Consider the following 26,536-nt stretch of genomic DNA (forward strand, 5'->3'; position numbering starts at 1 on the left):
AGCCGTCAGACCTGACTTGGCAGCCAGAGCACAATCCAAGGGAAGGCAACCAGCAAGGCGATTGTTGCGGCGTCGGCCAGGAAGAACGGGGTCACGCCTTTGAACACGTCCTGAACGCTTAGATCATCACGCACGCCGGCGACGACAAAGCAGTTCAGCCCGATGGGGGGCGTGATCAAACAGAACTCGGCCATTTTGACCACTAAAATGCCAAACCAGATGGCGCACATGGTGCCCGACATCCCAAAGGTGCTGTCCGCCGCGCTGACCGCCTCACCCCCGTTCAATGCCATGACGGCGGGGTAGACGACCGGCAAAGTAAGCAGCAGCATTCCGATGGCATCCATGAACATCCCCAGCACCGCATAGGCCAGAAGGATGCAGATCAGGATCAGCATTGGCGACATCTCAAGCGAGGTGATCCAGTCCGAGAACGCATTGGGCAGCTGTGCAAATCCCAGGAAACGGACATAGATCAGCACGCCCCAGATGATGGTAAAGATCATCACGCTCAGCTTTGCGGTTTCAAGCAGCGCGTCTTTCAGCTGTGACCAGCGCATGCCACGAAAGACAGCCATGACGAACACAACAAAGGCACCAATGGCCCCGCCTTCGGTTGGGGTGCCCCACGCGTCCCCACCAAAGGGGTTGTAGACGAAGAAGATGATGGTCATCACCACGATCAGGATCGGCAAGGCGGGTGGCAGAGACAGAAAGCGCTCTTTCCAGGTAAAGCCTGTGACCGCCGGGCCGAAACCTTTGATCACAACGGCCATACCGATGATCAACAGCCCATAGATCACAGCCGAGAACATGCCGGGGATAAAGCCCGCCAGCAGCAGCTTGCCGACGTCTTGTTCGACGATGATCGCATAGATCACCAGAATGGCCGACGGAGGGATCAGCGAGGCCAGGGTTCCCCCTGCGGCCACAACTCCAGCTGCGAACCGTTTGTCATATCCGATCTTCAGCATCTCAGGGATGGCAATCCGGGCAAACACCGCCGAGGTCGCGACCGAGGCGCCGGATACGGCAGCAAAGCCTGCGGTGGCAAAGACGGTCGAAACAGCCAACCCGCCCGGCACCCAGGCCAGCCAGCGTTTGGCGGCCTCGAACAGGGCTTTGGTCAGCCCGGCGTAATAGGCCAAATAGCCAATCAAAATGAAGGTCGGGATCAGGCTCAGCGCCTGGCTCGACACTTTGGAATGGGGCACCTGCCCTGCGGTCTTGACGGCGACTGTTACCGCCTGGCCAAAGCGCCCTGGGTCATAACCAAACTTCGCCCAGAAGATCCAGATCAGGCCCACCATACCGGCCATGGCAGCCGCAAAGGCCACGCGCATGCCCAGCACAACAAGAACAAGCATTCCGCCTGAAACGATCAGGCCAATATCAATCGGTTCCATGTGACCTAACCTTTGGTTTCGTTGCCCGAGACGTGCTCGGCTTCCATCGCAGCCTGGGTTGCGGCATCTGCGATCAGGGGCACAGCGATTGGAGCATCACTGGGGTTTCGAATGGCGCGGCCGTAAGCCCAAAGTTGCAGTGCAAGCCTGAGGCACAAGACGCTAAAGGCCACCGGGGCCAACAGCTTGGCGGGCCAGAGCGGGATGCCGATATCGATGGAACTGTCGCGGCTCCAGAGTGGGGCGCCGAAATCAAAGCTGCGGCTGAAATGGGCCCAACTGCCCCAGATCAGCAAGATGATCAGCGCGAAGATGAACGCAGTGGTCACAAACTCCACAATATAGAGCACCCGCCCTTTCAGTGCGCCGACAACCATATCCATGCGAATATGTCCGCCATCCCGCTGCGCGTAGGAAATCCCCATGAACGCAATCAGCGGCATGGCTTGTTCGATCCAGTCGACATATCCGGGCAGCGGCGCGTTCGCGAAATTTCTGCCGCCGACCGAAACCACGGCCATCAGCATGAGGACAAAAACGGTAAGACCGCTGATCAGAGCCAGAAAGCTTTCCAGCTTATAGAGACGTTGATCAATGATACTCAGGCGGCTGTCGTCGGACAGCACCAGGGATGACCCGGCCATCGGTATGCTCCGCTGTCAGAAAAAGGCACCCGACGCCCGCGAACGGGCCGCCGGGTGCAGAGTGGTTTAGCTGCCGCTTGCGATCTTGCCGGTCACAAGGTCGTAAAGCTCTTGTGCGGGCAGGCCACGCTCGGTGTTTTCGGCAATCCAGGCTTCTGCGGCCGGGGCTGCAGCGGCTTCTTTGAAGGCGGCGATCTCTTCGTCGGTGAAGGTCACGCGCTCAATGCCGCGCTTGTCCAGTTCGGGACCCCAGGCTTGCATGGTTTGCGACTCGTAATAGTTCACATAGTGATCCAATGCTTCCTGAACCGAGCCCATCAGCGCTTCGCGATGTTCATCCGACAGTGCCTCGAGCGCGGGTGTGTTGACCACAACAGGGCAGTTCACGGTGCCCGGGTTCAGGTTGGTTGTCCACCACGTGCCGTTTTCGATTGTACCAAAGGACATATGAGCGTGGGGCGCAAAGCTGACGGCCTTGACGATACCGCTGTCCATCGCCTGACGCACTTCGGTGGCCGACATCGAGGTGGGGACAGCCCCAACCGTTTCCATCGCGGCACCGATACCGCCGGTTGCGCGGACGCTCAGCCCTTCGAAATCCGCCAGTGACTTGGGCGCGTCGCCCACACCAACCAGGTTGTATTGCGGCAGAGGCGACGGCATCAGCAGGGTCGCATCCCAACGGCCCAGATCTTCGATAGCAGCAGGGTGCTGATACACCGCCATCGACAGCTCAACCTCTTGCTCCAAAGAGGTTACGCCCAGAAACGGCAGTTCCAGCACGGTGATCGAGGGGTTCTTGTCGCGGTGATAGCCCGCGCAGAACTGTGCCATCTCAAACGCGCCGATCGAGATACCGTCCAGGTTTTCACGGTTGTTGGACAAGCCGCCATAGCTGATGTTCAGCGTAAATTCACCATTGGTCTTTTCGCTAACCAGTTCTGCCAGCTTTTCAACATGCTCGGTAAAAGCGCGACGTTTGCCCCACAAGGACACGTTCCATTCAGTCGCCAAGGCTTCGGATGCAAAGGTCAGCGTCAGGGCAGCAATAGCTGCCCGGTTCAGATGTTTGCGCATAGTGGTTCCTCCCAGATCACGCGATTTTTCGTCAATATACGAAAGCTAGTGCAAGGTGGCTATGTGGGAATATGCGCCATCAACCCGCCCCGCCCTGCGGATTTCCGCAGAGCGCTTGGACTACAGTAATGCATCCTTGTCGAGTCCAAGCTTGACGATCTTTTCGTTCAGAGTGCGCCGCCCGATCCCCAATGCCTCGGCGGCGGCATCCATGCGGCCTTTGTGGGCTTTGATCGCCTTGCCGATCAACTCACGTTCGAATGCGGCCACGGCCTCGCGCAGCGTATCAGGCACATCATCGAAATTCTGATCGCTTTGTATGGCCAGAGCCAAAGAGCCCCCGCCCCGACGCGCAGTCAGGATGCGCCGTTCGCAGACGTGGCGCAGCTCACGCACATTTCCGGGCCAGTTATGCGCCAACAAAGCGGCGATATCGTCCTGATCCAGTTCCGGCGTGTCAATCTCGTAAACCTGTGCGAATTCATTCAGGAAATGCGTCGTCAGCAGAACCAGATCGTCGCGCCGTTGGCGCAAGGGCGGCAGGGTCAGGACAAAGGTATTCAGACGGAACAGCAGGTCCTGACGCAACCGGCCCGCTTCGGCGGCCTTCACGGGATCTTCGTTTGTGGCAGAGAGAATACGCAGGTTCACGGGCACTGGGGTGACCGCCCCAACCGGCAATACATGCTGGTCTTCGATCACCCGCAGCAACTTGGCCTGAACCGGCAAAGGGCAGGAACAGATCTCATCCAGAAACAACGTACCACCCGAGGCTGCAATCAACCGCCCGTCGGATGTGCCCGCGACCCCGAACATCTCTGCCTCGAACGTATCGGCAGACAGAGCGGCGCAGTTCAGCGCCAGAAAAGGCGTATCGGGCGCACCGCCCAGATCGTGCAGAGCATGGGCAACCAACTCCTTGCCCGTCCCGGTTTCCCCCTGGATCAGCACCGCCACCGCCGTATCGGCAAGGTCCAGAACCGTTTGTCGCAACCCTGCAATCCCGTCCGATTGGCCCAGCAGAACGCGATCAAGACCGGACAGTTTGAACAGCCGATCTTTCAGCCGCGAATTGCTTTGCTGCATCCGGTTCTGCTCGGCCGCGTGGGACAGAACGGTCAACAGACGGCGGGGCTCATAGGGTTTTTCGATGAACCCATAGGCCCCGTCCTGGATCGCCTGAACCGCCATCGGAATATCCCCATGCGCCGAGATCAAGACCACCGGCGGAGCGATCTGCTTGTCGAGGCTTGCCAACAGATCAAGCCCCGACATGCCCGGCATCTGCACATCTGACAGGATGACGTCGGGCACGATTTTGGCAAGGTGCTCGACCACTTGGGCCGCGCGCGGCACCGCTGTCACCGCCCATCCGGCGGCTTCCAGCAATTCGACCAGCGACAAGCGCATCGATTTGTCATCATCGACGATCAGAACACGGTAAGGTTGCTGTTGGGTCATGAGTCTGTGTCTTCGGGTCTGAGTGCCGTGGGAAATGTCACGCGGAATACCGTGCCGCTGCTGTCACGGTTCTGGGCTGTCATCGTGCCATCGTGATCCTTGACGATACTGGCCGAAATGGCCAGACCCAAACCCATCCCACGCCCGCTTTCGCGGGTGGTCACGAACGGCTCTTGCAACTCGGCCAGGGTGGCGTCGCCCAAACCATGACCGTTATCGCAAATCTCAAGTATAGCCTCATGATCGGACCGGGTGACCGAGATATGGATTTCCGGCGCGTCCGTATCGTCCATCGCATCGATAGCGTTGCGCAGCAGGTTGGTGATCACTTGTTCGATCCTCAGGGCAATGCCACGGATTAGAACCGGCTGATCCGGGTGATCAAATTGGACCCTGACACCCGATTGCTCGATATTCGGCGCCAGCAGGGCCAGCGCGGCATCAACCGAGGCGCACAGATCGACATCACCAAACGCTTCGCTGTCAGAGCGCGCAAAGAACCGCAACTGGCGCGTAATGCCTTCCATTCGATCCACCAGACCACCGATTTTCTGCGTCAGCGCGGTTTGGCCCGATGATCCGATCTCGGCCGCGACCAGATGATTGCGCATGGCAGCGATCGGCTGGCCCAGCTCATGGGTGACAGAGGCTGAAAGCTGGCCAAGTGCCGCCAACCGGCTGGCGCGTTCCAACTCACCCTGAGTGCGTTTCAAGCGCCGTTCGGCGGTCTTGCGATCTTCGATTTCCACCGCCAGCCGCTCGTTGGCCTGCCGCAACTGCGCCTCTTCCTGTTCCGAACGCGCCAGCGCCGCGCCAACCCGCCGCGTGCGCTGAACCTGCAAAAAGATGAACGCGGCCCCGGCCATCAGCACAAACAGCGCCGTCACCAGCCAACTGCGCGCAACAACCTGATCATCGCTGGCGAAATAGTGTAGCGACCAGCCATGGGGCAGATCGGTTGCCGCCAAGTGCAGGCGCTTCACCCCAGAAATCCGGGCCTGATCCCCAGGCAGCTCGGTCCAGTCCAGTGGTTCAAGGTCTTGCCCCGGAAATTGACGGGCCTCCTTGATCTTTTCCTGTTGCTCGGAGTTCAAAGGGCTGAGCACGCGATAGCGCCAGTCCGCGTCTGACGACAAAAGCACGACCCCATCTTCATTGGCCAACAAAACCTGTTCGCCCGATTGGCGCCAACTGTCTTGCAGATCGGAAAAGTCGATCTTGATCGCGACAACGCCGATGGGATCAGGTCCATCCCCCCGCACCGCATTTGCAATGAAATAGCCCGGCAAACCTGTGGTCGCTCCGATCGCGTAAAACCGGCCCTGATCGCCGGCATAGGCGGTTTGAAAATAGGGGCGGAATCCATAGTTTTGACCCACAAAGCTACCCGCATCGCGGTGGTTCGAGGCCGAGATCGTGATCCCCTCTTCATCCATCAGATAAATCGCATCCAACCCGGCCTGATCGGCAAAATCCTCAAGCCTGCGATTCAAGGCCCCGGTCGCATCGCCCTGCGCCGTTCCGATTACAAAGGAATCCTGCGCCAGCACATAGGTCAGGTGTGAAAACCGCTCCAGCTCACTCGAAACCGAGCTTTGATAGAGCGACAAGCGCCCCTGCATGTTCTCAAGCTCTTCCGACAGGAAATACGAATAGGACATCAGATAGATGCCAAGGCTGGCAACGGCGCCCACGACGCTTACGGCAAGATATGAGGTTGATCGCATTGACGGCCCATCCACAGCGGTCGCATACAATCACAGACACATTGGCCCGTCCATCCTTTGCTATGATGCTCCTATCGGGCTCCGCATCTTGCGCCTGGCACTCAGGGCGTGGATGATTGCTTTGGCGTCAGGGGGTGGTTCCTGTTCGACACGGCAATAGTTGCTGCCGTCGCGTTGTCGCGTCATCAACCCGCAGGAAATCATCGTCCGCCTTAGCGTGGCCGGGTCATTGAACAGATGTTCCTGCCCAAGTGCTGCGTTTACAGCTTTCTCGGGCATCTCCCTCTGGGCCGGGAAACGCGCCCAAAGGGCCCACAGTGCCATGGTCTGCACATTGCGCCGCGACGGCCATTGGCGCAGGCGTCCCTGCGCGTCGAACTGGTTCAAAACCCGCTCGACCAAACGCGCGTCAACGCTGTCTTCATGCGGCCGGTTCTGCATCCGCGTTCTGGCCGCGGAAATCGCGCGCATATGTTGTACATTCTGAAACCCCGCTGCGCGAGCGACCATGTTCATCAACAGCAGATGAGACGGGCTTTGCCCGGCCAGTTGTTTTGACAATGCGCGCGTGAACCCCGAGAGGTCATCGACATAAAGCGGTATTGGATTTTTGCTCATCCTACATCCATTTCTGGCGTGCTGATGCTTCGTCGGTCGCTGGCTTAACGAAACGACGCCAAAGTGAATGCGATGTCGTTTGTATGATGTGGACAGTTTTAGCACTCAGATCAGAGCAGCGACGCCTCGGTGACTGTCAACCGTACCAGAGTGTTACGCCCTTGGCCCGATCTGCGCAAGCCCGTGCGTCGAGGGCGCGTTGGCGGGTCAGACCGAAACGGCTTGTCGCAGCTGATCTTCGGCAATCTCGGCCTTGCTGCCGCGCAATACGGGCGTGCCGCGTTCCAGCACCAGGAAACTGTCGCCCAGGTTGAAAGCAAAGTCGAAATACTGTTCGACCAGAACAATGGCCATATTGCCCTGATCGCGCAGCAGACGGATCACCTCACCGATCTGCTTGATGATGTTGGGCTGAATCCCTTCAGTCGGCTCATCCAGCAGCAAAAGCTTGGGCTTGGTGATCAAGGCACGCGCGATGGCAAGCTGTTGTTGTTGCCCACCCGACAGGTCACCGCCGCGCCGCGGCAGGAATTCTTTGAGAATCGGAAACAGGTCAAAGATATAATCCGGCACAGAATGCTCACTGCGCGGCAGGCAGGCAAATCCGGTCTCGAGGTTTTCGCGCACGGTCAGAAAAGGAAAGATCTCGCGCCCTTGCGGGACATAGGCGACGCCTTTCTTGGCCAGCTCGAAAGACGAGGCCTTGCCGATATCTTCACCGTCCAGCTGATAGCTACCGCCGCTGCGCGAATGCACACCCGAGATCGCCTTGAGCAAGCTGGTTTTGCCCACCCCGTTTGTGCCCATCACGCAGGTCACCTGCCCCCGCTTGGCCGAGAACTCGACACCGTTCAGGATCTGGCTGCCGCCATAATGCAGCGACAGATCGGAAACACTCAGCAAATCAGCGTCCAAGATACACCTCGATGACTTTTTCGTCCTGTGTGACGTGATCCAATGAGCCTTCGGCCAGAACCGAGCCTTCGTGCAGAACGGTTACTTTACAATTGAGGCGCCGCACGAACTCCATGTCATGTTCGATCACCACCACGGCGCGGGTTTTGGCCGCCTCAACCAGAATATCCGTCGTGTGTTCGCGCTCGGCCGGCGTCATGCCAGCAGCCGGCTCATCCACCAGCAAGAGCTGCGGGTCCTGTGCCAGCAGCATTCCGATCTCAAGCCATTGCTTTTGGCCGTGGCTCAGTTCGCCGGATTTGCGGTCCAAAGCTTGCTCCAGACCGATTTCCTTGGCCAGCTGAGCGACTTTGTCGTGGTCTTTCTGGCTGGGCTTAAACCGCAACACAGCAAAGGGGCTGCGCTTGTTCTTCTGCGCCAGCATCAGGTTTTCACCGACGCTTTGGTCTTCGAACACGGTCGGGCGCTGGAACTTGCGCCCAATCCCGGCTTGCGCAATCTGGCTTTCGGTCATCGACAACAGCGAGACCGATTTGTCCCCCCACAGCACATGACCGTCATCGGGCTTGGTCTTGCCGGTGATAATATCCATGAAGGTGGTCTTGCCTGCACCGTTGGGCCCGATCACCGCCCGCATTTCGGCAGGGCCGATCTGGAAGGTCAGGTTGTTGATGGCTTTGAAACCGTCGAAACTGACCGAGACACCGGACACTTCGAGAAGCGTGCTCATTTATCCGCCTCCCGTTCCTGCAAGGATCCAAGATCAGGCCCAAGATCGGCGCCATGCCTGTCAGGTGCGCGACGCTCGGTGAACCGGTCGATCAGTCCGCCCACCCCGCGCGGAGCAAAGAGCGTGACCGCGACAAAGGACAGGCCCAGCAAGATGGTCCACCAGTCGACCCATTGGATCGTGTAGAACCCAAGCGAAATGTCAGGCGCCTGTCCTCCGGTGAACCAGGTCGACAGCAGCGACACAAAGGCTGCACCAATCACCGCACCATACAAGCGCCCGCGCCCGCCGATGGCCACCCAGACCGCCAGATAGATGGACGCAATGGGCGCGATCTCGGCCGGGTTGATGATCCCGGCTTGCGGATAATACAGCGCGCCTGCGATGCCGCAGATCACTGCAGTAAAGGTAAAGATGAACAGCTTATAGGCCTCGACCGAATACCCCAAAAACCGCACCCGGCTTTCATCATCGCGGATGGCACGGATCACCGACCCGAACTTGCCCGACACCACCCAAGCGCACAGCACATAGCCCAGTCCAAGCGCCAGAGCTGAGGCCCAGAAGAACAGGATCGATACGGTTGATTGCGGAACATCCTCAAGCCCCGGTAGGTTTTGCAGGCCAGACAGGCCATTATTGCCACGCAAGCCGCTGTCGTTCTGGAACAGATACAGCGACAAGGCCAATGTCATGGCTTGCGTCAGGATCGACAGGTAAACGCCCGTGACCCGGCTGCGGAAAGCCAGCCAGCCAAAGACAAAGGCCAGCAGACCCGGCACCAGCACCACTGCCGCCAGTTGCAGCGGGAAGGAATGGGCCAGGCTCCAGATCGGTGGGAATTCTGACGCCCCGACAACGCCGAAAATCTGCGTGGCGATGCCGTCCGAGATTTCCTGCGGCGTGGGTGGCAAGGCCGCCGCTGCCAGACTGTCGCGCACGATGATCTCGGTGCGCGCATACATCAGCCACATGCCGATGGCATAGCCACCGATGCCAAAGAAGGCCATATGCCCAAGCGACAGGATGCCGGTATAGCCCCAGACCAGATCCATCGCCAGAGCCGCAAGGCACAGGCACAGCGTCTTGCCCAGCGTCTTGATGAAACTGGTCGAGATCACTCCGATCCCGAACCCTTCGCCCAGGATCGTGACCACTGCCGTGAACAGCGCCAAGATGATCAGAAAGATCGCAACCGACGGGTAGCGCAGCACCAGCGGTTTGCGGCGCGGCAAGGCGGTAGAGGTCATCTCAACCATGTTACGCCTCCGCCGCCCGGCCCTTGAGCGCGATGATGCCGCGTGGCCGGAATTGGATGAACAGAATGATGAAGAGGATCATGTAGGTCTGCGCCGCGAGTGTGTTCGACGGGTTCAGCCACTCGATCCCTTTTTGCAGTGTGCCCACCATGGTCGCGCCCAAGAGCGTGCCCCAGATATTGCCAACACCGCCGACCACTACGGTCATAAAGCTTTGCACGATATAGTCGGACCCCATTTCCGAGGTCACTTTGGCATAAAGCCCAATCGCCACGCCCGCGATACCTGCGATGCCCGATCCAAAGCCGAAGGTCAGCATATTGATCCGGTCGGGATTGATCCCCATCGACGCTGCCATACGCGGGTTTTGAGTGACCGCGCGCACCTCTAGCCCCAGCCGTGTGCGGTTCATGACGATTAGAAACAGCGCCAGGAACAGCAGCGCCAGAATAAAGATCGCGATGCGGATATAGCTGATTGAGACGATGTCATTGATCACCATCGATCCGTCCAACCAGGCCGGAGCGGTCAGCGGACGCGCCTGTGTGCCGAAGATGTTTTTGGCCAATTGCTGCAACGCGATGGACACCCCGAAGGTGGCCAGCAACGTCTCAAGCGGGCGGTGATACAGCCAGCGAATGACCAGCCGCTCCATCAACACACCTGCTCCGAATGTCACCATGAACGCACACGGAATGGCGACAAGGATTGAAAGGGTCAGGTCGGGAATGAACAGCTGCACAACATATCCGGTGTAGGCGCCCATCATGATGAACTCACCATGCGCCATGTTGATCACGCCCATCACACCAAAGGTGATGGCAAGGCCAATCGCGGCCAGAAAATAGATCGAGGCCAGAGACAGCGCGTCCAGCACCAGATCGGCGGTTTGGTTCAGCGCCACCTGTGTCTCAATGTCTTGCAATGTGGCCTGCGCGGCCAAAGCGACGGGCAGAGGGGCTCCGACATAGACGCGAAAGAAACTGTGGCTTTCAATCGCCTTGTCTATTTCATTCTGGGTGACCAGAGGGTCAGCCAGGCCCTGCTCAGCCAACAGCTGGTAAGCCGCAGCCCGCGCGGCGTCTTCGTTCAAACTGGCGACCTGAACGCCTGCAACCGTGTCGCCCGAGATATTGGCGATCAATGTTTCTTTGACGGAGGCGCTATCAACAAGCGCAGGTGCAAAACCTGCATCAACCAGAAGGTTATATGCCTGATCGCGGGTCAGATCGTCCGAGCCGACCTTAATCGAAACAGCCCCGTCCGGGATCTGTTGGGCAGTTTGGATTTCAGAGGCAACCAAGGGGTTGAGCGTCGCGCGCACGTCCACACCCAGATCACCGGCAAAGCTTTCGATCGCGGCCAAACGCGCGGCTTCGTCTTCATCGAACCGGATCGTCAACAGACGCTCCAGCCGTTCTTTGCGGACCTTCAGGTCTGCGTCATCCTCAGTATCAATCGCACCGCGCAGCGCAGCCAGATGAGACGCTTCTGCATCTCGTTCGATCGCAGTCAACGCGTCGGCGCGGTTTTCCGGGTTTGGATCATTCAGGCGGAACTGCACAAGGGCAGATGCGATCATGCCCCGAATGCCCGAATTGGGTTTCAACTGCTTGAACTGTTTCCTGTCTGCGATGCCGATCTCTGAGCCGATCTCTGATCCGTCCGACACGTCAAACAGCTGCAACCCGCCATCTGCCTTTTCTGCAAAAACGAAAAGACCGGTCTCTTTGTTGACCCACATGTCTTTTGCCTGCCAGCGTTCAAGCACAACCTGCGCTTCGGGCAAACCACTTGTGGCCAGCGCATCAATGGCGGGACCGATTGTCTTGCGCGACGATTTGACGATGACGTCGGCGTGGGTTTGCAAAACCTGCTGCACCGGAGCCTCAGCCGATTGCGCCTGCAGCAGTGTCGGGGCCGCAAGGATCAGCAGGGCCAACACAGCCCGCTTGAACGGAAGCATCATTTAGGAAGACCTCAGCATTAGGTCTCGGGGCACGCATCTAAGCGCGCGCGCGCCCCGAGTATTTCGGGTTCAGATCTTAGTAGTTCGATTTGATCTGAACGCAGCTTTCGGTTTCGGTGTTGTACATACCGCAACCCAGCTCTTTCCAGTCCGACACAAGAACGGCGGATTCGGGCAAGAAGTCTGTCCACGCATCACCCGGAACTTCTTCGGTCTGGCTGATGATGTCGAATTGACCGTCTTCCTGGATCTCACCGATCAGAACCGGCTTGGCCAGGTGATGGTTCGGCAGCATCACGGCTGTTCCACCGGTCAGGTTCGGGAATTCCTGCCCGTACATTGCGGTGCGAACAGCATCCACATCTGTGGTTCCGGCTTCGGTCGCCGCATTCACCCACATGTTAAACCCGATATAGTGGGCTTCCATCGGGTCATTGGTCACACGATCTTCGCCCATGCGCGCCTTCCAGGCTTCGACCCAGCCTTCATTGGCTTCGCTGTCTGCCGACTGGAAATAGTTCCAGGCTGCCAGGTGGCCAACAAGGTTTGTGGTATCCAGACCGGCCAGTTCTTCTTCACCAACCGAGAAGGCAACAACCGGGATGTCATCGGCCGAGATCCCTGCGGCTGCAAGTTCTTTGTAGAAGCCCACATTCGCGTCGCCGTTGATGGTCGAGATCACGCCAACCTTTTTACCGTCTGCGCCAAGGGCAACAACATCTGCTACGATCTTGGACCAGTCCGAGTGACCGAACGGGGTGTAGTTCACAAAGATATCTTCTTCGGCGATGCCTTTTTGCTGAAGATAGCTTTCAAGAATGTTGTTGGTTGTCCGCGGATAGACATAGTCGGTGCCCAGCAGCGCGAATTTCTCAACTTCCAGCTCGTCCAGGAAGTAATCAGTGGCCGGGATTGCCTGTTGGTTCGGGGCGGCACCGGTGTAGAATACGTTTTTCGAGCTTTCTTCGCCCTCATACTGAACCGGATAGAACAGCAGGCCGTTCAGCTCTTCGATGACCGGCAGAACCGATTTGCGCGATACCGAAGTCCAGTTGCCGAAAATCACGTCTACTTCGTGAACGGTCAGCAGTTCACGCGCTTTTTCAGCAAACAGCGGCCAGTCGGATGCCGGGTCAACAACAACGGCTTCCAGCTCACATCCCAGCAAGCCGCCCGCTTCGTTTTGCTGTTCGACCAGCATCTCCATCGTGTCTTTCAACGTGGTTTCCGAAATCGCCATGGTACCGGACAGCGAGTGCAAGACGCCAACCTTGATCGGACAATCTGCCAGCGCAGGTAGGGCGCTTGCGAACAGGACAGCAGCAGTTGTGTTGAGAAGTTTGGTGTGCATCAGCGTTTCCTTTTTTGCGATGCGCAGCGGGGTTGTTCAGGACATCGAAACACCCCATATAACCCCCCTACGCAAAATTGCGGTGTGCGAGGGAGTCATCTGGTTCCTAGGCCGGACACCTTCGCACATTTTTTAAGCCGCCAAGCGGCGCACGCTCTTGCTAAGTCAGTGATGCGGTCGGGTCAGAGTCCCACGACCGGTGTTCTTGAAAAGATTAAGGCTGATGCTCAATTCTAAGGCGCTTCGGGCGCTGACGGCTAAAATTTGGGCGTCTGCGTAATTTTTGCCCTATGCGCCACCAAGAATTAACAATTCGCACTGCTCCAAAAGACGCAGCGCCAATTTGCGCGCGGTCACGGATTCGTCGGTATCTGAGTGAAATGAAGCCGTTTGCAGCAAACGTGCATGGGCATGCTTGGTGTTTATGCGATGATGCAAAACGACCTGCGCATTTGCAGCCGTGGTCGTCGCCTCCAGCAGCTCAACAAATCCGCTGCGGCGCAATTCAAGATCTTCTGCCTTTGGATCGTTGATCAGCCAGGCATGTTCCATCTCGGCCGAATAACGCCCGGCGCAGCTTGCGAAGGATTTGACCAGATCATCCTGAGCGCGCAGCATGCCGGCTGAAGCGCACAGGCAGACCAAAGAAGACACCAAAACTGCTCTTAAACTGATCATTTTTTCAGCTTCACAGGCGAAAATTCGCCCGTCAAGCTGGCAGTTTATAAATTTCTCCGCATTGTGGCACGACGCCCCTGGCATCGAAGCGCCCAGCCAGAGCCGATCTTACGCCAACGCTCATAGGTCCCGAAACAGACCGGCGCGACCGTCTGAACCGTCAGACGGGCCCGGCTGTCGTAACTGGATCCGTTCTGACCTTAAGCCTTGTCCTGTCCAAGACTACGACGGAAGGAGCGCGGGGACATTCCCGTAGTGCGCCTGAACACACGGCTGAAATACGAAGGGTCGTCATACCCCAACTGAAAGGCGATTGCTGAGATCGACAGGTTGGTAAACGCCAGATTGCGACGCGCCTCTCGCACCATATTCTGCGCAATCGCGGCCGACGCCGAATGCCCGGTTGCCTGGCGCACCACCCGGCTGAGATGCGTTGGGGTTACGCCAATCATACTCGCATAATCCGCCACCCCCAGATGATCTAACGCATGTTTTTCCAACAGACGCTCGAATTGGCGCAGCAATCCATCGTCATTCTGATCGGGCTTGGGGACCTGCCCCGCTATTCGACGCGCCACCAGACCGATCAGCAACGCGGAATAGGCCCGCAGGATATGCGCGCGCGCAAAGGACCTGTTTGCATGTTCGGCAAAGATGGACCGTACCACGTTTCGTATTTCGTCATCTGACCGGAGCACCCGTGCGGTTCTCAGCTCAAGCCGCAATCCTTCGCGGTCGAGTAACCCTTGATCAAGCAACTCGGCAGCCAATGTTACGACCCAGCCGGTTGTCTGCGGCTTAAACGTGAACCCGTGCACCGAACCGATCGGCAGGTTAACCAGGCTGCCTGCACCTAAGCCAAAGCTATCGCCTTCCAGCATCGCTTCGCCCCCACCTTTGTCGACCAAAAGGACCTGATGCAGGCGCGCGTGGCGGTGCGGGCGCAGCGCCCAGTTGTGCAGCTTCGAACGCTGCTCGATCGCTTCGCAATGCACCACATCGGGAAGATCGCGGATCTCGCCGTACAGGTTATAGTTCTGAATGCCGGACATGTTCGATTTGTACCAAAAAGGAATGGAAACATCCATTCAGTCCTCACCCGGATCAGGGCAAGGTCAACCCACAGGGGAGGATACGCGTGCAGATCATGAAAACGCAGGTCGGGATCATCGGCGGTGGTCCTTCGGGCCTTTTGCTGAGCCAATTGTTACACCTTCAGGGCATCGACACGATTGTTTTGGAAAAACACAGTCGCGACTATGTGCTGGGCCGCATTCGTGCAGGTGTGTTGGAACACGGCTTCGTCAAGCTGATGCGGTTGGCCCAATGTGCCGCAAGGATGGATTCCGAAGGTGAGATCCATGATGGCTTTTTCATTGCCGATGGCGAACGCAAGCGCCGGATCGATCTGGCCGGTTACACGGGCGGACAATCTGTGATGGTCTACGGCCAGACCGAGCTGACCCGCGACTTGTATGAAGCGCGCGACAAATTGGGGGGCACGGTGCTTCACAACGTTGAAGACGTGCAGTTGCACGCGTTGACGTCGGACGTCCCCCAAATCACCTGTCGCACCGGCACTGACCACATCCAAATTGATTGTGACTATGTGGTCGGAGCGGACGGGTACCATGGCGTCAGCCGCAAATCGATCCCGGACAACGTGTTGACGGAATACGAAAAGGTCTTTCCCTTTGGTTGGCTGGGCGTACTCAGCGAAACCAAACCTGTCTCACCTGAACTGATCTATGCCAAAAGCGCGCGTGGCTTTGCCTTGTGTTCGCTGCGCAGCCGAGTTCTGAGCCGGTACTATATTCAGGTGCCGTCGGGCGACCGGGTCGAAGACTGGTCGGACGAGGCGTTTTGGGCGGAACTCAAGGCGCGTCTGCCCGCAGATGTTACCGATAGTTTGGAAACCGGGCCGTCGATTGAAAAATCAATCGCCCCACTGCGCAGTTTCGTGGCCGAACCCATGCGCTATGGAAACCTGTTTTTGGCCGGAGACGCCGCCCATATCGTACCGCCAACCGGAGCCAAAGGGCTGAATTCGGCTGCCAGCGACATCTATTATCTTTATCACGCTTTGGTAGCGCACTATCAGGACGGCGACGACGCCGGATTGAACAGCTATTGTGAAAAGGCGCTGGCGCGTGTTTGGAAGGCGCAGCGGTTCAGTTGGTGGATGACAAACTTGCTGCACCTGTTTCCCGACCGCATCGCCTATGACCAAAGATTGCAACAGACCGAACTAGACTACCTGTTTGCATCCGAAGCCGCCATGAAATCACTTGCTGAGAACTATGTCGGACTACCGTTCTGAGGGGCCTGTACCCATCGAACAATCGTGCATCGTTAGGGTGGCGGAGAATGCCGTTGTTTCGCCCACGCGCGCGGCTTAGTCTTCACTACAGATGTTCGCGCGGGAGGTTGGCAAGTGCAACTGGACTCTTTTTTTCCATACCGGTTGGCCGTCGCTGCCGAAGCATTCTCGCAAACACTGGTAGATGTCTATTGCCGAACCTATGGCCTTTCTCGGGAAGAGTGGAGGTTGTTGTTCCTGCTGGCAAATGCGGGCAGTCTCACGTCGCTAGAGCTGGCGCAAAAGACGTCCTTGGACAAGGTTCAAGTCAGTCGTGCAGCGCAGAAACTTGAGGACAAGTCTTTGATCCGTCGGACCACCTCTGACACAGATCGCAGGCTTCGCGTTTATCATTGCACAAGTGAAGGCCAGAAAACATTCGAAACGGTGTTTCCAAAGGTGCAGGCCCGCGCAGAAGAGGTGTTTGGTTTGATGACGGATTCTGATCGCGCTGCGCTGGACCAGGGGCTAAGAGCTCTGACCCAGGCCATGTCAGAGCGTGAGACCTCGGAACAGGTTCAGCCCTGAGGCGGTTCTTTTTGCGTCAAAATATCCAAGGCGGATTGCAGCCCTTGCAGGTTTCCCTTCAATTCGGCTTCGAGCTTGCGTTGATATGCCTTTGCCAGCGGCACCAGTTCGCTTAACAATTGCGCTCCCTTGGGTGTGAGTTGCAGCTTCACCAGCCGCCTGTCAGCCCGATCAATATCTTTGGTGATGTACCCTTCGGCTTCGAGCTTGGCGGCGGCTCGACTGACCTTTGATTTTTCAAGATTAACTTTCTTTTCGATGTCACGAACCGACACCGCACCCGAATAACCAACGTTCAATATCACCCTCCATTGCGCCGTCGTTATTCCATATGTTGACTTGTAATGTTGCGCGAGCTCGGCGCTTAACCGCGCTGCGACAACCGTCATACGGTATGGGAGGAAGCCGTCGAAATCGAATTCCGGCAGTGTCTGGGACATAAGCACCAATTTTATTTCCAAGTTTCACAGCAAGATGAAACGATTTTCGTTGCAAATGCAACAAATATCTTGACATCGTTGCAAATGCAACGAATGCTTAGGACAAGTCGAATCTATGCCGGATACTCAGATGAGGAGTTACGAGATGAACGAGGTCGCCCCCCACGCGTTCACACAGGCGCAAACCCCTGTTGGCACAGTTCCCGGATACATGCCGGGCTTTGGCAATGACTTTGAAACCGAGGCGCTGCCCGGCGCTTTGCCACAAGGCATGAACAGCCCGCAGCGGGTGAACTATGGCCTATACGGCGAACAGCTGAGCGGAACCGCCTTTACCGCGCCCAGCCATCAGAACGAGCGCACCTGGTGCTACCGCATCCGCCCGTCTGTGAAGCATTCGCATCGTTATGAAAAAATCGACCTGCCCTATTGGAAATCGGCACCGCATATTGTCGAAGACGTAACCAGCCTGGGTCAGTATCGCTGGGATCCGGTCCCCCACACGGATCAGGGCCTGACCTGGCTGACCGGCATGCGCACCATGACCACAGCGGGTGATGTGAACACACAGGTGGGTATGGCCAGCCATATCTATCTGGTCACCGAGTCCATGGTGGACAGCTATTTCTATTCCGCCGACAGCGAGTTGTTGGTGGTCCCGCAAGAGGGCCGTCTGCGGTTCTGCACCGAGCTGGGCATCATCGATCTGGAACCCAAGGAGATCGCCATCATCCCGCGCGGCCTGCTCTATCGGGTCGAGGTTCTGGACGGCCCTGCGCGCGGCTTTGTCTGCGAGAATTACGGCCAGAAGTTCGAACTGCCGGGCCGGGGCCCGATCGGGGCCAACTGCATGGCCAACCGGCGCGACTTCAAGACCCCCGTCGCCGCCTATGAAGACCGCGAGGCACCCTCGACCGTGACAATCAAATGGTGCGGTCAGTTCCACGAAACCAAGATTGGCCACAGCCCGCTGGATGTGGTGGCCTGGCATGGCAACTATGCGCCGGTGAAATATGATCTGCGCGACTATTGCCCGATTGGATCGATCCTGTTCGACCACCCCGACCCGTCGATCTTTACCGTGCTGACCGCGCCCTCGGGGCAGCCCGGCACCGCCAATATCGACTTTGTCCTGTTCCGCGAACGCTGGATGGTGATGGAAGATACCTTCCGTCCCCCCTGGTACCACAAGAACGTCATGTCGGAACTGATGGGCAATATCTATGGTGAATATGACGCCAAGCCGCAGGGCTTTGTTCCAGGTGGCATGAGCCTTCATAACATGATGCTGCCGCACGGGCCCGACAAGGAAGCGTTCGAAAAAGCCTCCAACTCCAATCTGGGCCCTGACAAGCTGGACAACACCATGTCCTTCATGTTCGAAACCCGCTTTCCACAGCATCTGACTCGCTTCGCCGGTGAAGAAGCACCGCTGCAGGATGACTACATCGATTGCTGGGCGGATATCGAGAAGAAGTTCGACGGCACGCCGGGTCTGAAATGAAACTCTACAGTTACTGGCGTTCAACAACATCCTACCGCGTGCGCGCAGCCCTGAATCTCAAGGGGTTGGCCTATGAGACGATCCCGGTGGATCTGACCGCAGGCGCGCAGCAGGCCGAGGACTATGTAAGGCTGAACCCGGGTAAAGGTGTTCCGACGCTGGTTCTGGATGATGGTACCGTTCTGACTCAGTCGCTGGCGATCATCGACTATCTGGACGCGGTTTTCCCCTCGCCGCGTCTGATCCCCGAGGAGCCTGCGCAGCGCGCGCGGGTTCTTGCGGCGGCGCATACCGTGGCGCTGGACATCCATCCGGTGAACAATCTGCGCCTGATCGGGCAACTCAAGTCACGCTATGGCGCGACACCCGAACAGGCGCGCGACTGGATGGATCACTGGATGACCGAAGGGTTCAACGCGCTTGAGCCGCAGCTATCCGATACCAGTACATTCAGCTTTGGCGAGGCCCCCGATCTGGCCGATCTGTGTCTGGTGGCGCAGGTCTACAATGCGCACCGATGGGGTGTGGATCTGAGCCCGTTCCCAAAGATCACCCGGGTCGAACAGGCCTGTCTTGGCCTGCCGGAAATTGCTGCCGCCCATCCTGATCAACAACCTGACGCGATAGGTTCCTAATGACACAACTGATGAACTCCTGGGTGGACAGCGCCAACAGCGCTGACACACCCTTCCCCCTCAACAACCTGCCCTATGGCGTCTTCTCGACTGCCACTTTGTCACCCAGATGCGGCGTGGCCATTGGGGATCAGATCTTCGACATGCGCGCGCTGGAAGAGGCCGGTCTGGTCGATTTCGGTGGCGCTTTGACCGCTGCGACCTGGAACGCCTTTATGGCGCTGGGGTCCGAGGCCTGGGCCCGCTTGCGCGCAACGCTGACCTCGCTGTTGGCCGAGGGCAACGCCGACCAGGACAAACTGACCCCGATGCTGGTGGCGCAGGCAGATGCGACAATGCATATGCCCATCGCCGTGTCGGAATACACTGATTTTTACGCAGGCAAGAACCATGCCTTCAATGTGGGCACCATGTTCCGTGGCCCGGAAAACGCGCTGCCCCCCAACTGGCTGCATATCCCCATTGGCTATAACGGACGCGCCTCATCCGTTGTGGTCTCGGGCACCGACATCCGTCGCCCGTGGGGCCAGCTGAAAGGCCCCAATGATGACGCGCCGCGCTGGGGCCCGTCGCAGCGCTTTGACATCGAGCTTGAGATGGGCGCAATCGTCGGTCAGCCCTCGAACGGACCGATCACGGTGGATCAGGCGGATGCCAATATCTTTGGCTATGTACTGCTGAACGACTGGTCGGCGCGCGACATTCAGGCCTGGGAATACCAGCCGCTGGGCCCGTTCCAGGCCAAGGCGACCGCCACCTCGATCAGCCCATGGATCGTCACCGCTGCCGCTCTGGCACCCTTCCGCTGCGCAACGCCCGCGCGCGAGAAAGAGCTTTTGCCACATCTGCGCGACACCACCCCGATGCTGTTCGATATCGACTTGCAGGTAACGCTGACGCCCGAAGGTGGCGATGCCAGCGTCATTGCCGAGACCAACTATAACGAGATGTATTACTCTGCCGCTCAGCAACTGGCGCATCACACCACCTCGGGCTGCCCGATGCGGGTGGGTGATCTGCTGGGGTCGGGCACCATCTCGGGGCCGGAAAAACACAATCGCGGGTCTCTGCTGGAACTCAGCTGGGGCGGCAAGGAACCCATGACGCTGGCGGATGGCACCACCCGCAGCTTTATCGAAGACAACGACACCCTGACATTGCACGGCGCCGCCAAAGGCGACGGCTATCAGATCGGATTTGGCACGTGCACCGGCACGGTGCTGCCAGCACTCGACGACCCATTCAAAGGATAAAACCCATGGCCAAAGCATTTGCCTCGCAAGGCGACCTGACCGAAAAGAAAATCACCTTCGATGAGATCGGCGAAGGGCTTTATGCCTTTACTGCCGAGGGCGACCCAAACTCGGGCGTAATCATCGGCGATGACAGCGTGATGATTGTCGAAGCGCAGGCGACACCGCGCCTGGCCGGCAAGGTGATCGAGAAGGTCCGCGAAGTCACCGACAAGCCGATCAGCCATGTGGTGCTGACGCATTACCACGCGGTGCGCGTTCTGGGCGCTTCGGCCTTTGGGGCGGATCAGATCATCATGTCTGACAAGGCGCGGTCCATGGTTGTGGAGCGCGGACAAGAGGATTGGGACAGCGAATTCCAACGCTTCCCGCGCCTCTTTGAAGGCCATGAGAGCATCCCCGGCCTGACCTGGCCAACGACCACTTTCAGCGACAGTATGACCGTCTATCTGGGCAATCGCCGGGTCGATATCAAACATCTGGGCCGGGCCCACACGGCGGGTGATGCGGTGATCCATGTACCCGATCAGAACGTGATGTTCACCGGTGACATCGTCGAATACCACTCGGCCTGCTATTGCGGCGATGGTCACTTTGGTGACTGGGGCCAGACCCTGGACAATATCAAAGCCTATGATGTGGACGCCATCGCACCCGGACGCGGCGACGCGCTGGTTGGGCACGACATGGTCAACGCCGCCATCGAAAACACCCGCGATTTTGTCGAAAGCACCTATCGCCCGGCCGCCAAGGTCGCTGCGCGTGGTGGCAGCCTGAAAGAGGCCTGGGACGCCGTGCGCGCAGAATGTGACCCGAAATTCGCCGATTACGCGATTTACGAACACTGCCTGCCGTTCAACGTCGCCCGCGCCTATGACGAAGCCCGCGGAATCGACACGCCACGTATCTGGACCGACAAGCGCGATATCGAGATGTGGGAACAGCTTCAGGGCTGATCCACTCAGCCGCCAACCCCACTTGGTCAGAAAGGAATTCCAGTGTTCGACGATCGTTATACACTTGCATTCAAACTCTATCCCTACGCCCGATCTGCGGATCAGGACGTGGATTCAGCCGTACGCCATCCTGTAGTGGTTGTTGGCGGCGGGCCAATTGGGTTGGCCACAGCGCTTGATCTGGGACGGCAGGGGATCCCCGTTGTTGTCCTGGACGACCACGAAGGCATTGGCATGGGCAGCCGCGCCATCTGTTTCGCCAAACGCACGCTGGAGATTGCGGATCGCTACGGCTGTGGTGCACCGATGCGGGACAAGGGCGTGGTGTGGAACCTGGGCAAAGTGTTCCAAGACGCGGAACAAGTCTATGAGTTCAACCTGCTACCCGAGGAAGGTCACCGCAATCCGGCCTTCATCAATCTTCAGCAGCCCTATTTTGAAAAATTCCTGTTCGAACAGATCTGCGCCGAGCAGGAAAAGGGCGCGCCGATTCAGATCCGGGGCAAAAACCGCGTCGATGCGGTAGATGCGCAAGACGACCATGTGGTGCTGGATGTGATGACGCCCGACGGCACCTATCAGCTTGAGGCCGATTGGGTCATCGGCTGCGACGGCGCCAGCTCACCCCTGCGCAATATGCTGGGGCTGGATTTTGAAGGTCGGGTGTTCCAGGACAGTTTCCTGATTGCCGATATCAAAATGAAATCGACCGAGTTTCCCACCGAAAGGTGGTTCTGGTTTGAGCCCTATTTCAAATCGGGTGCCTCGACTTTGCTGCACAAGCAACCCGATGACGTGTGGCGGGTCGATTTCCAGATCGGTTGGGATGTCGACCGCAAGGAAGAAATGAAAGAGGAAAACATCCGCGCTCGTCTGGATGCGATGCTGGGCGAGGATGTGGAATATGACATCGTGTGGTCTTCGATCTATACGTTCCAATGCCGCCGCATGGAGAACTTCCGCAAAGGCCGTGTGATCTTTGCCGGAGACGCAGCGCATCAGGTATCCCCGTTTGGCGCGCGTGGCGCGAATTCTGGGATGCAGGATGTCGACAATCTGGGCTGGAAACTGGGCCTTGTGCTTGCTGGCAAAGCGCCTGAAAGCCTGATCGACAGCTATAACGAAGAACGGGCCTATGGCGCGGATGAGAATATTCTGAACTCGACCCGTTCTACCGATTTCATCACGCCCAAATCCAAGATTAGCCATACCTTCCGCAATGCGGTTCTGGATCTGGCCAAAACGCAGGAATTCGCGCGACCGCTGGTGAACTCTGGTAGGCTGTCCCTGCCCTGCACCTATGACGGGCTGTCGCTGAACGGTGAAGACGCGTTGACTGGAGGCCCGTCTCGTACTCGGGTCGGAAGCCCTTGCCCTGATGCGCCGCTAAGCGAAGGGTTCCTGCTGGACCAAATGGGGGACGGGTTTATCTTGCTGACCATCGACACCGATGCACCCGACAGCTTTGAGGATGACGGTATCACAGTGTCGCGGCTTGCCTTGTCGGCGTCAGACGATCCGACGGGCGTCCTGTCCGAAAGATATCTGGGCGATGCAAAGTCCGCCGTCTACCTGATCCGACCTGATCAGCATGTCACCGCCCGGTGGGACCGCTTTGACAGCGATGCGTTGCGCCAGGCACTTCGTACCGCCTGCGGAAAAGGATAAGACAGATATGGGCCACCTGATCACCAAACCAAACATTGAAACGCCCGATGCGTTCTATTCTGATCTGATCAAGCTGCACGAAGGGCTGACAGACGACGAAAGCGAAGCGTTGAATGCCAAGCTGATATTGGTTCTGTCCAACCATATTGGCGACACGAAGGTTCTACGCGAGGCCTTTGAACTCTGTAAGGGCTAAGCGCTGGTCTTCATTGGCGCTTAAGGCAGTGTTCATAAAACAAAGACCATAACCCCACACCCTTGGAACACAAGCGGCGTGGGGAATAATGGCTTTCAGGTTACGGCTTTACTCTGCCACCTGATTCCACATGTCGCCGATGATCTTCCATTCGTCGTCGACCTGATCAAGTACATAAAGATACGTCCCGTACCCGTCGATTCCGGCGGACTCGATTTTGACGTTCACATCACCGATCATGACAGCCAGCGAGGTGTCGTCGGACACAAACAGATGGTTGATTGAATGGGTGACGTCACCGTTTTTCGACGTCACGAACTCAAACAGTTTCCGAGCTTCATCCAAGCCTTCGGTCATTGGCATTCCCGGTTCGATCCACATTGTGTTTTCCCGGTAAAGACCCAAAAGCCCCTGAACGTCCTGTTCGGCAATGCCCGCGTTAAACGCATCGTTCACAGCATTGAGTTCAGCGACAGGATCATCCGCAAAAGCAGCTGTGGCGGTCAGGGCAAACGCCCCCAAAGTCAATAGTTTACGCATGGTTCTTCCTTGCATCACGGATTATTCGGCGGGCGGGTGTTGGTGCCACATATCGGTGACGATCTTCCAGCTGTCGCCCTCGGGTTTCAGCACGAACAGAAAGGTGCCGGTCGTATCCAGATTGAAGGCCTCAACCTTTACAATCGCGGTACCGACCATGACCGCCAGCGAACCATCTTCGGCGATTTCAAGACGGTCGATCGAGTGATCGTTCACCCCGTCATTTTCGGCCATGAAGGCAAAAACCGGACGGATCGCGTCGTGACCCTGCGCCACGGGTTTGCCCTGTTCGATCCACAGCGCATCTTCGGCGTAAAGACCGACAAGGCCGTCAACATTCTTGTCGATTACATATTGGTTGAACTGATCGTTCAGCGCGATCAGGCTTTCTTCTGCCTCTTTCTTGATATCGGCAAGTGCCGCCGTCGCGCTAAGCGCGATTGCAGCCAAGGTGGTCAAAAATCTCATATTCATTCCTTCTCTCAGGAGTTTTGCAGATTGGGTTGGCGCAGAAAGCTTGTGCGGGTCAGGGCAAATGCCGCTGCTCCGCAGGCTGCAATGGCGCTGACCATGGGAAGAGTTGTGCCGTCGAAAACCGGGCTGCCGATGGCAATCATTCCGGCCCCGGTGAACATCTGAAGCGTGCCACCCAACGACGAGGCAAGGCCCGCAATGTCGCCGTGGTTCTCAAGCGACAGAACCATCACCGTGGGAATGGTCAGGCCAAGGCAAAAGAACCCCATGACCAAGAGGGTGATCAGCAGGTAAAGCGTGACAAGATCGGCCAGCGTCAGTGCCACCAGGCTCAGGGTGATGACAAAGAAGCACGTGATCGCGATACGGACCAGACGATGCATGCCCAAAGTCGCCCCGGCCTTTCCTGAAACCATTGTCGCAATAAAGAACCCAACGCCATTTACAGCAAAGGCCAACCCGAACCCGGCAGGTGTCAGACCGAACTCTCCGGTATAGACGAATGAGGCGGAGGCGATGAACACAAAGAAGCTGGCCATGGCGAAGCCGCCAATAAAGGTCAGGCTTAGGTATTCACCATCGCGGAACAGGCGTCCGGTGCCCTCGACAAAGCTCTGCCGGTTGAACACCACGCGATTTTCCTGTGGCAGGGTTTCGCGGTACAGAAAGGTGATGATCAACAATCCCACCGCAGCCATAACGGCCAGCAGAACGAAGATGCCCCGCCACCCGGAAAAAGCCAGCACACCGCTACCCGCCAAGGGTGCCAGCATTGGTGAGACGCTGACGATCATCATCATGAACCCCATCAGCTGCGCCCCGTCCGTACCGGTGAATCTGTCTCGCACAACAGCCCGCGGGATGACCATCAAAGCCGCCCCGCCGATACCTTGTACCAACCGCGCGAGGGTCAGAACCTCGATCGACGGCGCGACGACCGACAAGACCGAACCCAGACCAAAGATCGTGACACCGGCAAACATCGGCCATTTGCGCCCATATTGATCCGCCAAAGGCCCATAGATCAGCTGAGACAGCCCAAACCCAAGGAAATAGGCGGTCAATGTCATCTGCACCGCGCCCGTGTCCGCGCCCAGATCGTCCGAGATCGCTGGCAAGGCGGGCAGGTACATATCGATGGCCAACGGACCCAGACAGGTCAGAAGCCCCAGCACCAACAAAAGTCTCAGCTTGCTCTGTTCCATGGTTCAGCCTTCGTTATCGTCGCGTGCAAAGATGACCTCACGCGTGACCTGCCAACGCCCGTCCTCAAAGATGAGGTCAATGCTGAGGATCAGGATCTGATCCTGCCCCATCAGGTTGACTTTGCGGGTGATCATGACATGACCAACTTCGTCCTCGGCCGTCACCGAATTGTACTGAGCCCAGGTGTTCAGAGGCGCGGCTCCTTCCGCTTTCTTTGCCTCGAACAAGCCCTTGAAAGCGGCCTTGTTGGCCTCGTTTACATTGCCATCCATGTCGATCATCACCACACGCATGTCATCGTGATAGATCCGATCCAACGCTTGAACGTCAAAAGACGTCCCCGCCGCGATCAGCTCATCAACCGCAGCTTTGATTGCTTCTACTGACATTTCCGTTCCTTATTGATGCGAGCCGTTCACCGGGAATTTCATGGATTGCCCGCGCAGCCAGGTCATCCCTCTGAGCACGGATTCAAGGCTTGGGCGCGCAAAGGGCACGTTCGAGGTGTCCACCAATTGCAGATTGCCCTCTTCGTTAACGATAAACAGGCCCGGCTCGGCGAAGGGGGCTTCGACATTCATGCCATTCTGAACGCCCGAGATATAAAGGCCCGGCTCTCTGGCCTTTTCCAAGCTCAGGCCATAACCGACCGGATAGCTTGGTTTGACCTGCGCCATCTGATCGCTGGCCCGCTCTTCGCTGTCGGTGGACACGGCGGCGACATCGATGCCGATTTTCGAGATCCCGTCCCGCAGGCTCTCAAGCTCGGCCAGATAGTTGGTGCAAAGCGGGCAATGCTTGCCGCGATAGACGACAATCATTTTCCAATCATGCCCGTCGGCTGGCTTGGAAAGATCCGCCTCACCACCATTCAGCAGCGGCACTGTGACGGCCGGAAAGGGTTGTCCAGCTTCAAGTTTGGATGACATCGATCTTGATCCT

Annotated in this window: 27 protein-coding genes; 8 read left to right on the forward strand and 19 right to left on the reverse strand. The window is 57.7% G+C overall.

The features are described 5' to 3' along the window. Nucleotides 1–5: 5 nt before the first annotated feature. From GOX45_RS15300 to GOX45_RS15360, 13 genes are all read right to left on the reverse strand, one after another. Nucleotides 6–1,406: a TRAP transporter large permease gene (locus GOX45_RS15300; RefSeq protein WP_171102022.1), complete on the reverse strand. Its 1,401-nt coding sequence runs from the start codon at nt 1,404–1,406 to the stop codon at nt 6–8. 5 nt (nt 1,407–1,411) lie between these two features. Further along, nucleotides 1,412–2,050, reverse strand: a complete 639-nt coding sequence (locus GOX45_RS15305; protein ID WP_171102023.1) for a TRAP transporter small permease subunit — start codon at nt 2,048–2,050, stop codon at nt 1,412–1,414. Between the two features lie 66 nt (nt 2,051–2,116). Then, a complete protein-coding gene (gene dctP / locus GOX45_RS15310) occupies nt 2,117–3,127 on the reverse strand; it encodes a TRAP transporter substrate-binding protein DctP (RefSeq protein ID WP_171102024.1) in 1,011 nt (336 codons plus the stop codon). A gap of 120 nt (nt 3,128–3,247) precedes the next feature. Then, entirely contained in the window at nt 3,248–4,588 is a 1,341-nt protein-coding gene (locus GOX45_RS15315) for a sigma-54 dependent transcriptional regulator (RefSeq protein WP_171102025.1), read from the reverse strand. Continuing rightward, nucleotides 4,585–6,315, reverse strand: a complete 1,731-nt coding sequence (locus tag GOX45_RS15320; RefSeq protein WP_171102026.1) for an ATP-binding protein — start codon at nt 6,313–6,315, stop codon at nt 4,585–4,587. The genes GOX45_RS15315 and GOX45_RS15320 overlap by 4 nt, the downstream gene beginning before the upstream one ends. A gap of 60 nt (nt 6,316–6,375) precedes the next feature. After that, entirely contained in the window at nt 6,376–6,933 is a 558-nt protein-coding gene (locus tag GOX45_RS15325; RefSeq protein ID WP_171102027.1) for a DUF2087 domain-containing protein, read from the reverse strand. A gap of 207 nt (nt 6,934–7,140) precedes the next feature. Then, nucleotides 7,141–7,836 carry an urea ABC transporter ATP-binding subunit UrtE gene (gene urtE, locus GOX45_RS15330; protein ID WP_171102100.1) on the reverse strand — a complete coding sequence of 232 codons (696 nt, stop codon included), beginning with the start codon at nt 7,834–7,836 and terminating at the stop codon, nt 7,141–7,143. Between the two features lies 1 nt (nt 7,837). Beyond that, nucleotides 7,838–8,578: an urea ABC transporter ATP-binding protein UrtD gene (urtD, locus tag GOX45_RS15335; RefSeq protein ID WP_171102028.1), complete on the reverse strand. Its 741-nt coding sequence runs from the start codon at nt 8,576–8,578 to the stop codon at nt 7,838–7,840. Next, nucleotides 8,575–9,828, reverse strand: coding sequence for an urea ABC transporter permease subunit UrtC (gene urtC, locus GOX45_RS15340; protein ID WP_171102101.1), 1,254 nt, complete (start codon nt 9,826–9,828; stop codon nt 8,575–8,577). Before urtC ends, urtD begins: the two co-directional genes overlap by 4 nt. 10 nt (nt 9,829–9,838) lie before the next feature. Further along, nucleotides 9,839–11,806: an urea ABC transporter permease subunit UrtB gene (gene urtB / locus GOX45_RS15345; RefSeq protein ID WP_371808986.1), complete on the reverse strand. Its 1,968-nt coding sequence runs from the start codon at nt 11,804–11,806 to the stop codon at nt 9,839–9,841. 76 nt (nt 11,807–11,882) lie between these two features. Then, nucleotides 11,883–13,157, reverse strand: a complete 1,275-nt coding sequence (gene urtA, locus GOX45_RS15350) for an urea ABC transporter substrate-binding protein (RefSeq protein WP_171102029.1) — start codon at nt 13,155–13,157, stop codon at nt 11,883–11,885. A gap of 288 nt (nt 13,158–13,445) precedes the next feature. Then, nucleotides 13,446–13,919, reverse strand: a complete 474-nt coding sequence (locus GOX45_RS15355; protein WP_171102030.1) for a hypothetical protein — start codon at nt 13,917–13,919, stop codon at nt 13,446–13,448. Between the two features lie 116 nt (nt 13,920–14,035). Further along, nucleotides 14,036–14,923: a helix-turn-helix domain-containing protein gene (locus GOX45_RS15360; protein WP_254446038.1), complete on the reverse strand. Its 888-nt coding sequence runs from the start codon at nt 14,921–14,923 to the stop codon at nt 14,036–14,038. Between the two features lie 59 nt (nt 14,924–14,982). Here GOX45_RS15360 and pobA point away from each other — a divergent pair, with 59 nt between their 5' ends. Continuing rightward, the gene (gene pobA / locus GOX45_RS15365; RefSeq protein ID WP_171102104.1) at nt 14,983–16,155 is read left to right on the forward strand and encodes a 4-hydroxybenzoate 3-monooxygenase; all 1,173 of its coding nucleotides are present in this window, start codon (nt 14,983–14,985) and stop codon (nt 16,153–16,155) included. A 114-nt stretch (nt 16,156–16,269) separates the two neighbouring features. Beyond that, nucleotides 16,270–16,722, forward strand: coding sequence for a MarR family transcriptional regulator (locus tag GOX45_RS15370; RefSeq protein WP_171102031.1), 453 nt, complete (start codon nt 16,270–16,272; stop codon nt 16,720–16,722). Here the strand turns inward: GOX45_RS15370 and GOX45_RS15375 are convergent. After that, nucleotides 16,713–17,162 (reverse strand): MarR family winged helix-turn-helix transcriptional regulator, encoded by a 450-nt coding sequence (locus GOX45_RS15375; RefSeq protein WP_171102032.1) that lies wholly within the window; start codon nt 17,160–17,162, stop codon nt 16,713–16,715. The two genes, GOX45_RS15370 and GOX45_RS15375, sit on opposite strands and share 10 nt — an antisense overlap. Before the next feature lie 145 nt (nt 17,163–17,307). On the opposite strand from GOX45_RS15375, the gene hmgA reads away from it, so the two are divergent. Genes hmgA through GOX45_RS15405 form a run of 6 tightly spaced genes read left to right on the forward strand, consistent with a single transcriptional unit; the run spans nt 17,308 to nt 23,374 of the window. Beyond that, a complete protein-coding gene (gene hmgA, locus GOX45_RS15380) occupies nt 17,308–18,666 on the forward strand; it encodes a homogentisate 1,2-dioxygenase (RefSeq protein ID WP_171102033.1) in 1,359 nt (452 codons plus the stop codon). Then, nucleotides 18,663–19,301, forward strand: coding sequence for a maleylacetoacetate isomerase (gene maiA, locus GOX45_RS15385; RefSeq protein WP_171102034.1), 639 nt, complete (start codon nt 18,663–18,665; stop codon nt 19,299–19,301). The genes hmgA and maiA overlap by 4 nt, the downstream gene beginning before the upstream one ends. After that, nucleotides 19,301–20,554 carry a fumarylacetoacetase gene (gene fahA / locus GOX45_RS15390; protein WP_171102035.1) on the forward strand — a complete coding sequence of 418 codons (1,254 nt, stop codon included), beginning with the start codon at nt 19,301–19,303 and terminating at the stop codon, nt 20,552–20,554. The genes maiA and fahA overlap by 1 nt, the downstream gene beginning before the upstream one ends. Nucleotides 20,555–20,559: 5 nt before the next feature. Further along, nucleotides 20,560–21,510, forward strand: a complete 951-nt coding sequence (locus GOX45_RS15395) for an MBL fold metallo-hydrolase (protein WP_171102036.1) — start codon at nt 20,560–20,562, stop codon at nt 21,508–21,510. Between the two features lie 42 nt (nt 21,511–21,552). Further along, a complete protein-coding gene (locus GOX45_RS15400) occupies nt 21,553–23,178 on the forward strand; it encodes an FAD-dependent oxidoreductase (protein WP_171102037.1) in 1,626 nt (541 codons plus the stop codon). Between the two features lie 7 nt (nt 23,179–23,185). After that, entirely contained in the window at nt 23,186–23,374 is a 189-nt protein-coding gene (locus GOX45_RS15405; protein WP_171102038.1) for a DUF2783 domain-containing protein, read from the forward strand. A 108-nt stretch (nt 23,375–23,482) separates the two neighbouring features. Here GOX45_RS15405 and GOX45_RS15410 read toward each other — a convergent pair whose 3' ends face one another. Genes GOX45_RS15410 through GOX45_RS15430 form a run of 5 tightly spaced genes read right to left on the reverse strand, consistent with a single transcriptional unit; the run spans nt 23,483 to nt 26,523 of the window. Then, nucleotides 23,483–23,914, reverse strand: coding sequence for a nuclear transport factor 2 family protein (locus GOX45_RS15410; RefSeq protein ID WP_171102039.1), 432 nt, complete (start codon nt 23,912–23,914; stop codon nt 23,483–23,485). A 21-nt stretch (nt 23,915–23,935) separates the two neighbouring features. Further along, nucleotides 23,936–24,382 (reverse strand): DUF4440 domain-containing protein, encoded by a 447-nt coding sequence (locus GOX45_RS15415; RefSeq protein WP_171102040.1) that lies wholly within the window; start codon nt 24,380–24,382, stop codon nt 23,936–23,938. A 14-nt stretch (nt 24,383–24,396) separates the two neighbouring features. Further along, on the reverse strand, nt 24,397–25,593 hold the full coding sequence (locus tag GOX45_RS15420; protein ID WP_171102041.1) for a multidrug effflux MFS transporter: 1,197 nt from the start codon (nt 25,591–25,593) through the stop codon (nt 24,397–24,399). A gap of 3 nt (nt 25,594–25,596) precedes the next feature. Beyond that, a complete protein-coding gene (locus tag GOX45_RS15425) occupies nt 25,597–25,983 on the reverse strand; it encodes a nuclear transport factor 2 family protein (RefSeq protein WP_171102042.1) in 387 nt (128 codons plus the stop codon). Between the two features lie 9 nt (nt 25,984–25,992). After that, nucleotides 25,993–26,523: a redoxin domain-containing protein gene (locus GOX45_RS15430; protein ID WP_171102043.1), complete on the reverse strand. Its 531-nt coding sequence runs from the start codon at nt 26,521–26,523 to the stop codon at nt 25,993–25,995. Between the last annotated feature and the right edge of the window lie 13 nt (nt 26,524–26,536).

Origin of the sequence: Ruegeria sp. HKCCD7255 (assembly GCF_013031565.1) — a bacterium.
Classification (GTDB): domain Bacteria; phylum Pseudomonadota; class Alphaproteobacteria; order Rhodobacterales; family Rhodobacteraceae; genus Ruegeria.

Excerpts from the sequence above, each read along its gene's own strand:
- GOX45_RS15300 (WP_171102022.1), bottom strand. The coding sequence starts at position 1,406 with ATGGAACCGATTGATATTGGCCTGATCGTTTCAGGCGGAATGCTTGTT.
- GOX45_RS15305 (WP_171102023.1), bottom strand. The coding sequence starts at position 2,050 with ATGGCCGGGTCATCCCTGGTGCTGTCCGACGACAGCCGCCTGAGTATC.
- dctP (WP_171102024.1), bottom strand. The coding sequence starts at position 3,127 with ATGCGCAAACATCTGAACCGGGCAGCTATTGCTGCCCTGACGCTGACC.
- GOX45_RS15315 (WP_171102025.1), bottom strand. The coding sequence starts at position 4,588 with ATGACCCAACAGCAACCTTACCGTGTTCTGATCGTCGATGATGACAAA.
- GOX45_RS15320 (WP_171102026.1), bottom strand. The coding sequence starts at position 6,315 with ATGCGATCAACCTCATATCTTGCCGTAAGCGTCGTGGGCGCCGTTGCC.
- GOX45_RS15325 (WP_171102027.1), bottom strand. The coding sequence starts at position 6,933 with ATGAGCAAAAATCCAATACCGCTTTATGTCGATGACCTCTCGGGGTTC.
- urtD (WP_171102028.1), bottom strand. The coding sequence starts at position 8,578 with ATGAGCACGCTTCTCGAAGTGTCCGGTGTCTCGGTCAGTTTCGACGGT.
- urtC (WP_171102101.1), bottom strand. The coding sequence starts at position 9,828 with ATGACCTCTACCGCCTTGCCGCGCCGCAAACCGCTGGTGCTGCGCTAC.
- urtB (WP_371808986.1), bottom strand. The coding sequence starts at position 11,806 with ATGATGCTTCCGTTCAAGCGGGCTGTGTTGGCCCTGCTGATCCTTGCG.
- urtA (WP_171102029.1), bottom strand. The coding sequence starts at position 13,157 with ATGCACACCAAACTTCTCAACACAACTGCTGCTGTCCTGTTCGCAAGC.
- GOX45_RS15355 (WP_171102030.1), bottom strand. The coding sequence starts at position 13,919 with ATGCCAGGGGCGTCGTGCCACAATGCGGAGAAATTTATAAACTGCCAG.
- GOX45_RS15360 (WP_254446038.1), bottom strand. The coding sequence starts at position 14,923 with ATGGATGTTTCCATTCCTTTTTGGTACAAATCGAACATGTCCGGCATT.
- pobA (WP_171102104.1), top strand. The coding sequence starts at position 14,983 with ATGAAAACGCAGGTCGGGATCATCGGCGGTGGTCCTTCGGGCCTTTTG.
- GOX45_RS15375 (WP_171102032.1), bottom strand. The coding sequence starts at position 17,162 with ATGTCCCAGACACTGCCGGAATTCGATTTCGACGGCTTCCTCCCATAC.
- hmgA (WP_171102033.1), top strand. The coding sequence starts at position 17,308 with ATGAACGAGGTCGCCCCCCACGCGTTCACACAGGCGCAAACCCCTGTT.
- maiA (WP_171102034.1), top strand. The coding sequence starts at position 18,663 with ATGAAACTCTACAGTTACTGGCGTTCAACAACATCCTACCGCGTGCGC.
- fahA (WP_171102035.1), top strand. The coding sequence starts at position 19,301 with ATGACACAACTGATGAACTCCTGGGTGGACAGCGCCAACAGCGCTGAC.
- GOX45_RS15395 (WP_171102036.1), top strand. The coding sequence starts at position 20,560 with ATGGCCAAAGCATTTGCCTCGCAAGGCGACCTGACCGAAAAGAAAATC.
- GOX45_RS15405 (WP_171102038.1), top strand. The coding sequence starts at position 23,186 with ATGGGCCACCTGATCACCAAACCAAACATTGAAACGCCCGATGCGTTC.
- GOX45_RS15410 (WP_171102039.1), bottom strand. The coding sequence starts at position 23,914 with ATGCGTAAACTATTGACTTTGGGGGCGTTTGCCCTGACCGCCACAGCT.
- GOX45_RS15415 (WP_171102040.1), bottom strand. The coding sequence starts at position 24,382 with ATGAGATTTTTGACCACCTTGGCTGCAATCGCGCTTAGCGCGACGGCG.
- GOX45_RS15420 (WP_171102041.1), bottom strand. The coding sequence starts at position 25,593 with ATGGAACAGAGCAAGCTGAGACTTTTGTTGGTGCTGGGGCTTCTGACC.
- GOX45_RS15425 (WP_171102042.1), bottom strand. The coding sequence starts at position 25,983 with ATGTCAGTAGAAGCAATCAAAGCTGCGGTTGATGAGCTGATCGCGGCG.
- GOX45_RS15430 (WP_171102043.1), bottom strand. The coding sequence starts at position 26,523 with ATGTCATCCAAACTTGAAGCTGGACAACCCTTTCCGGCCGTCACAGTG.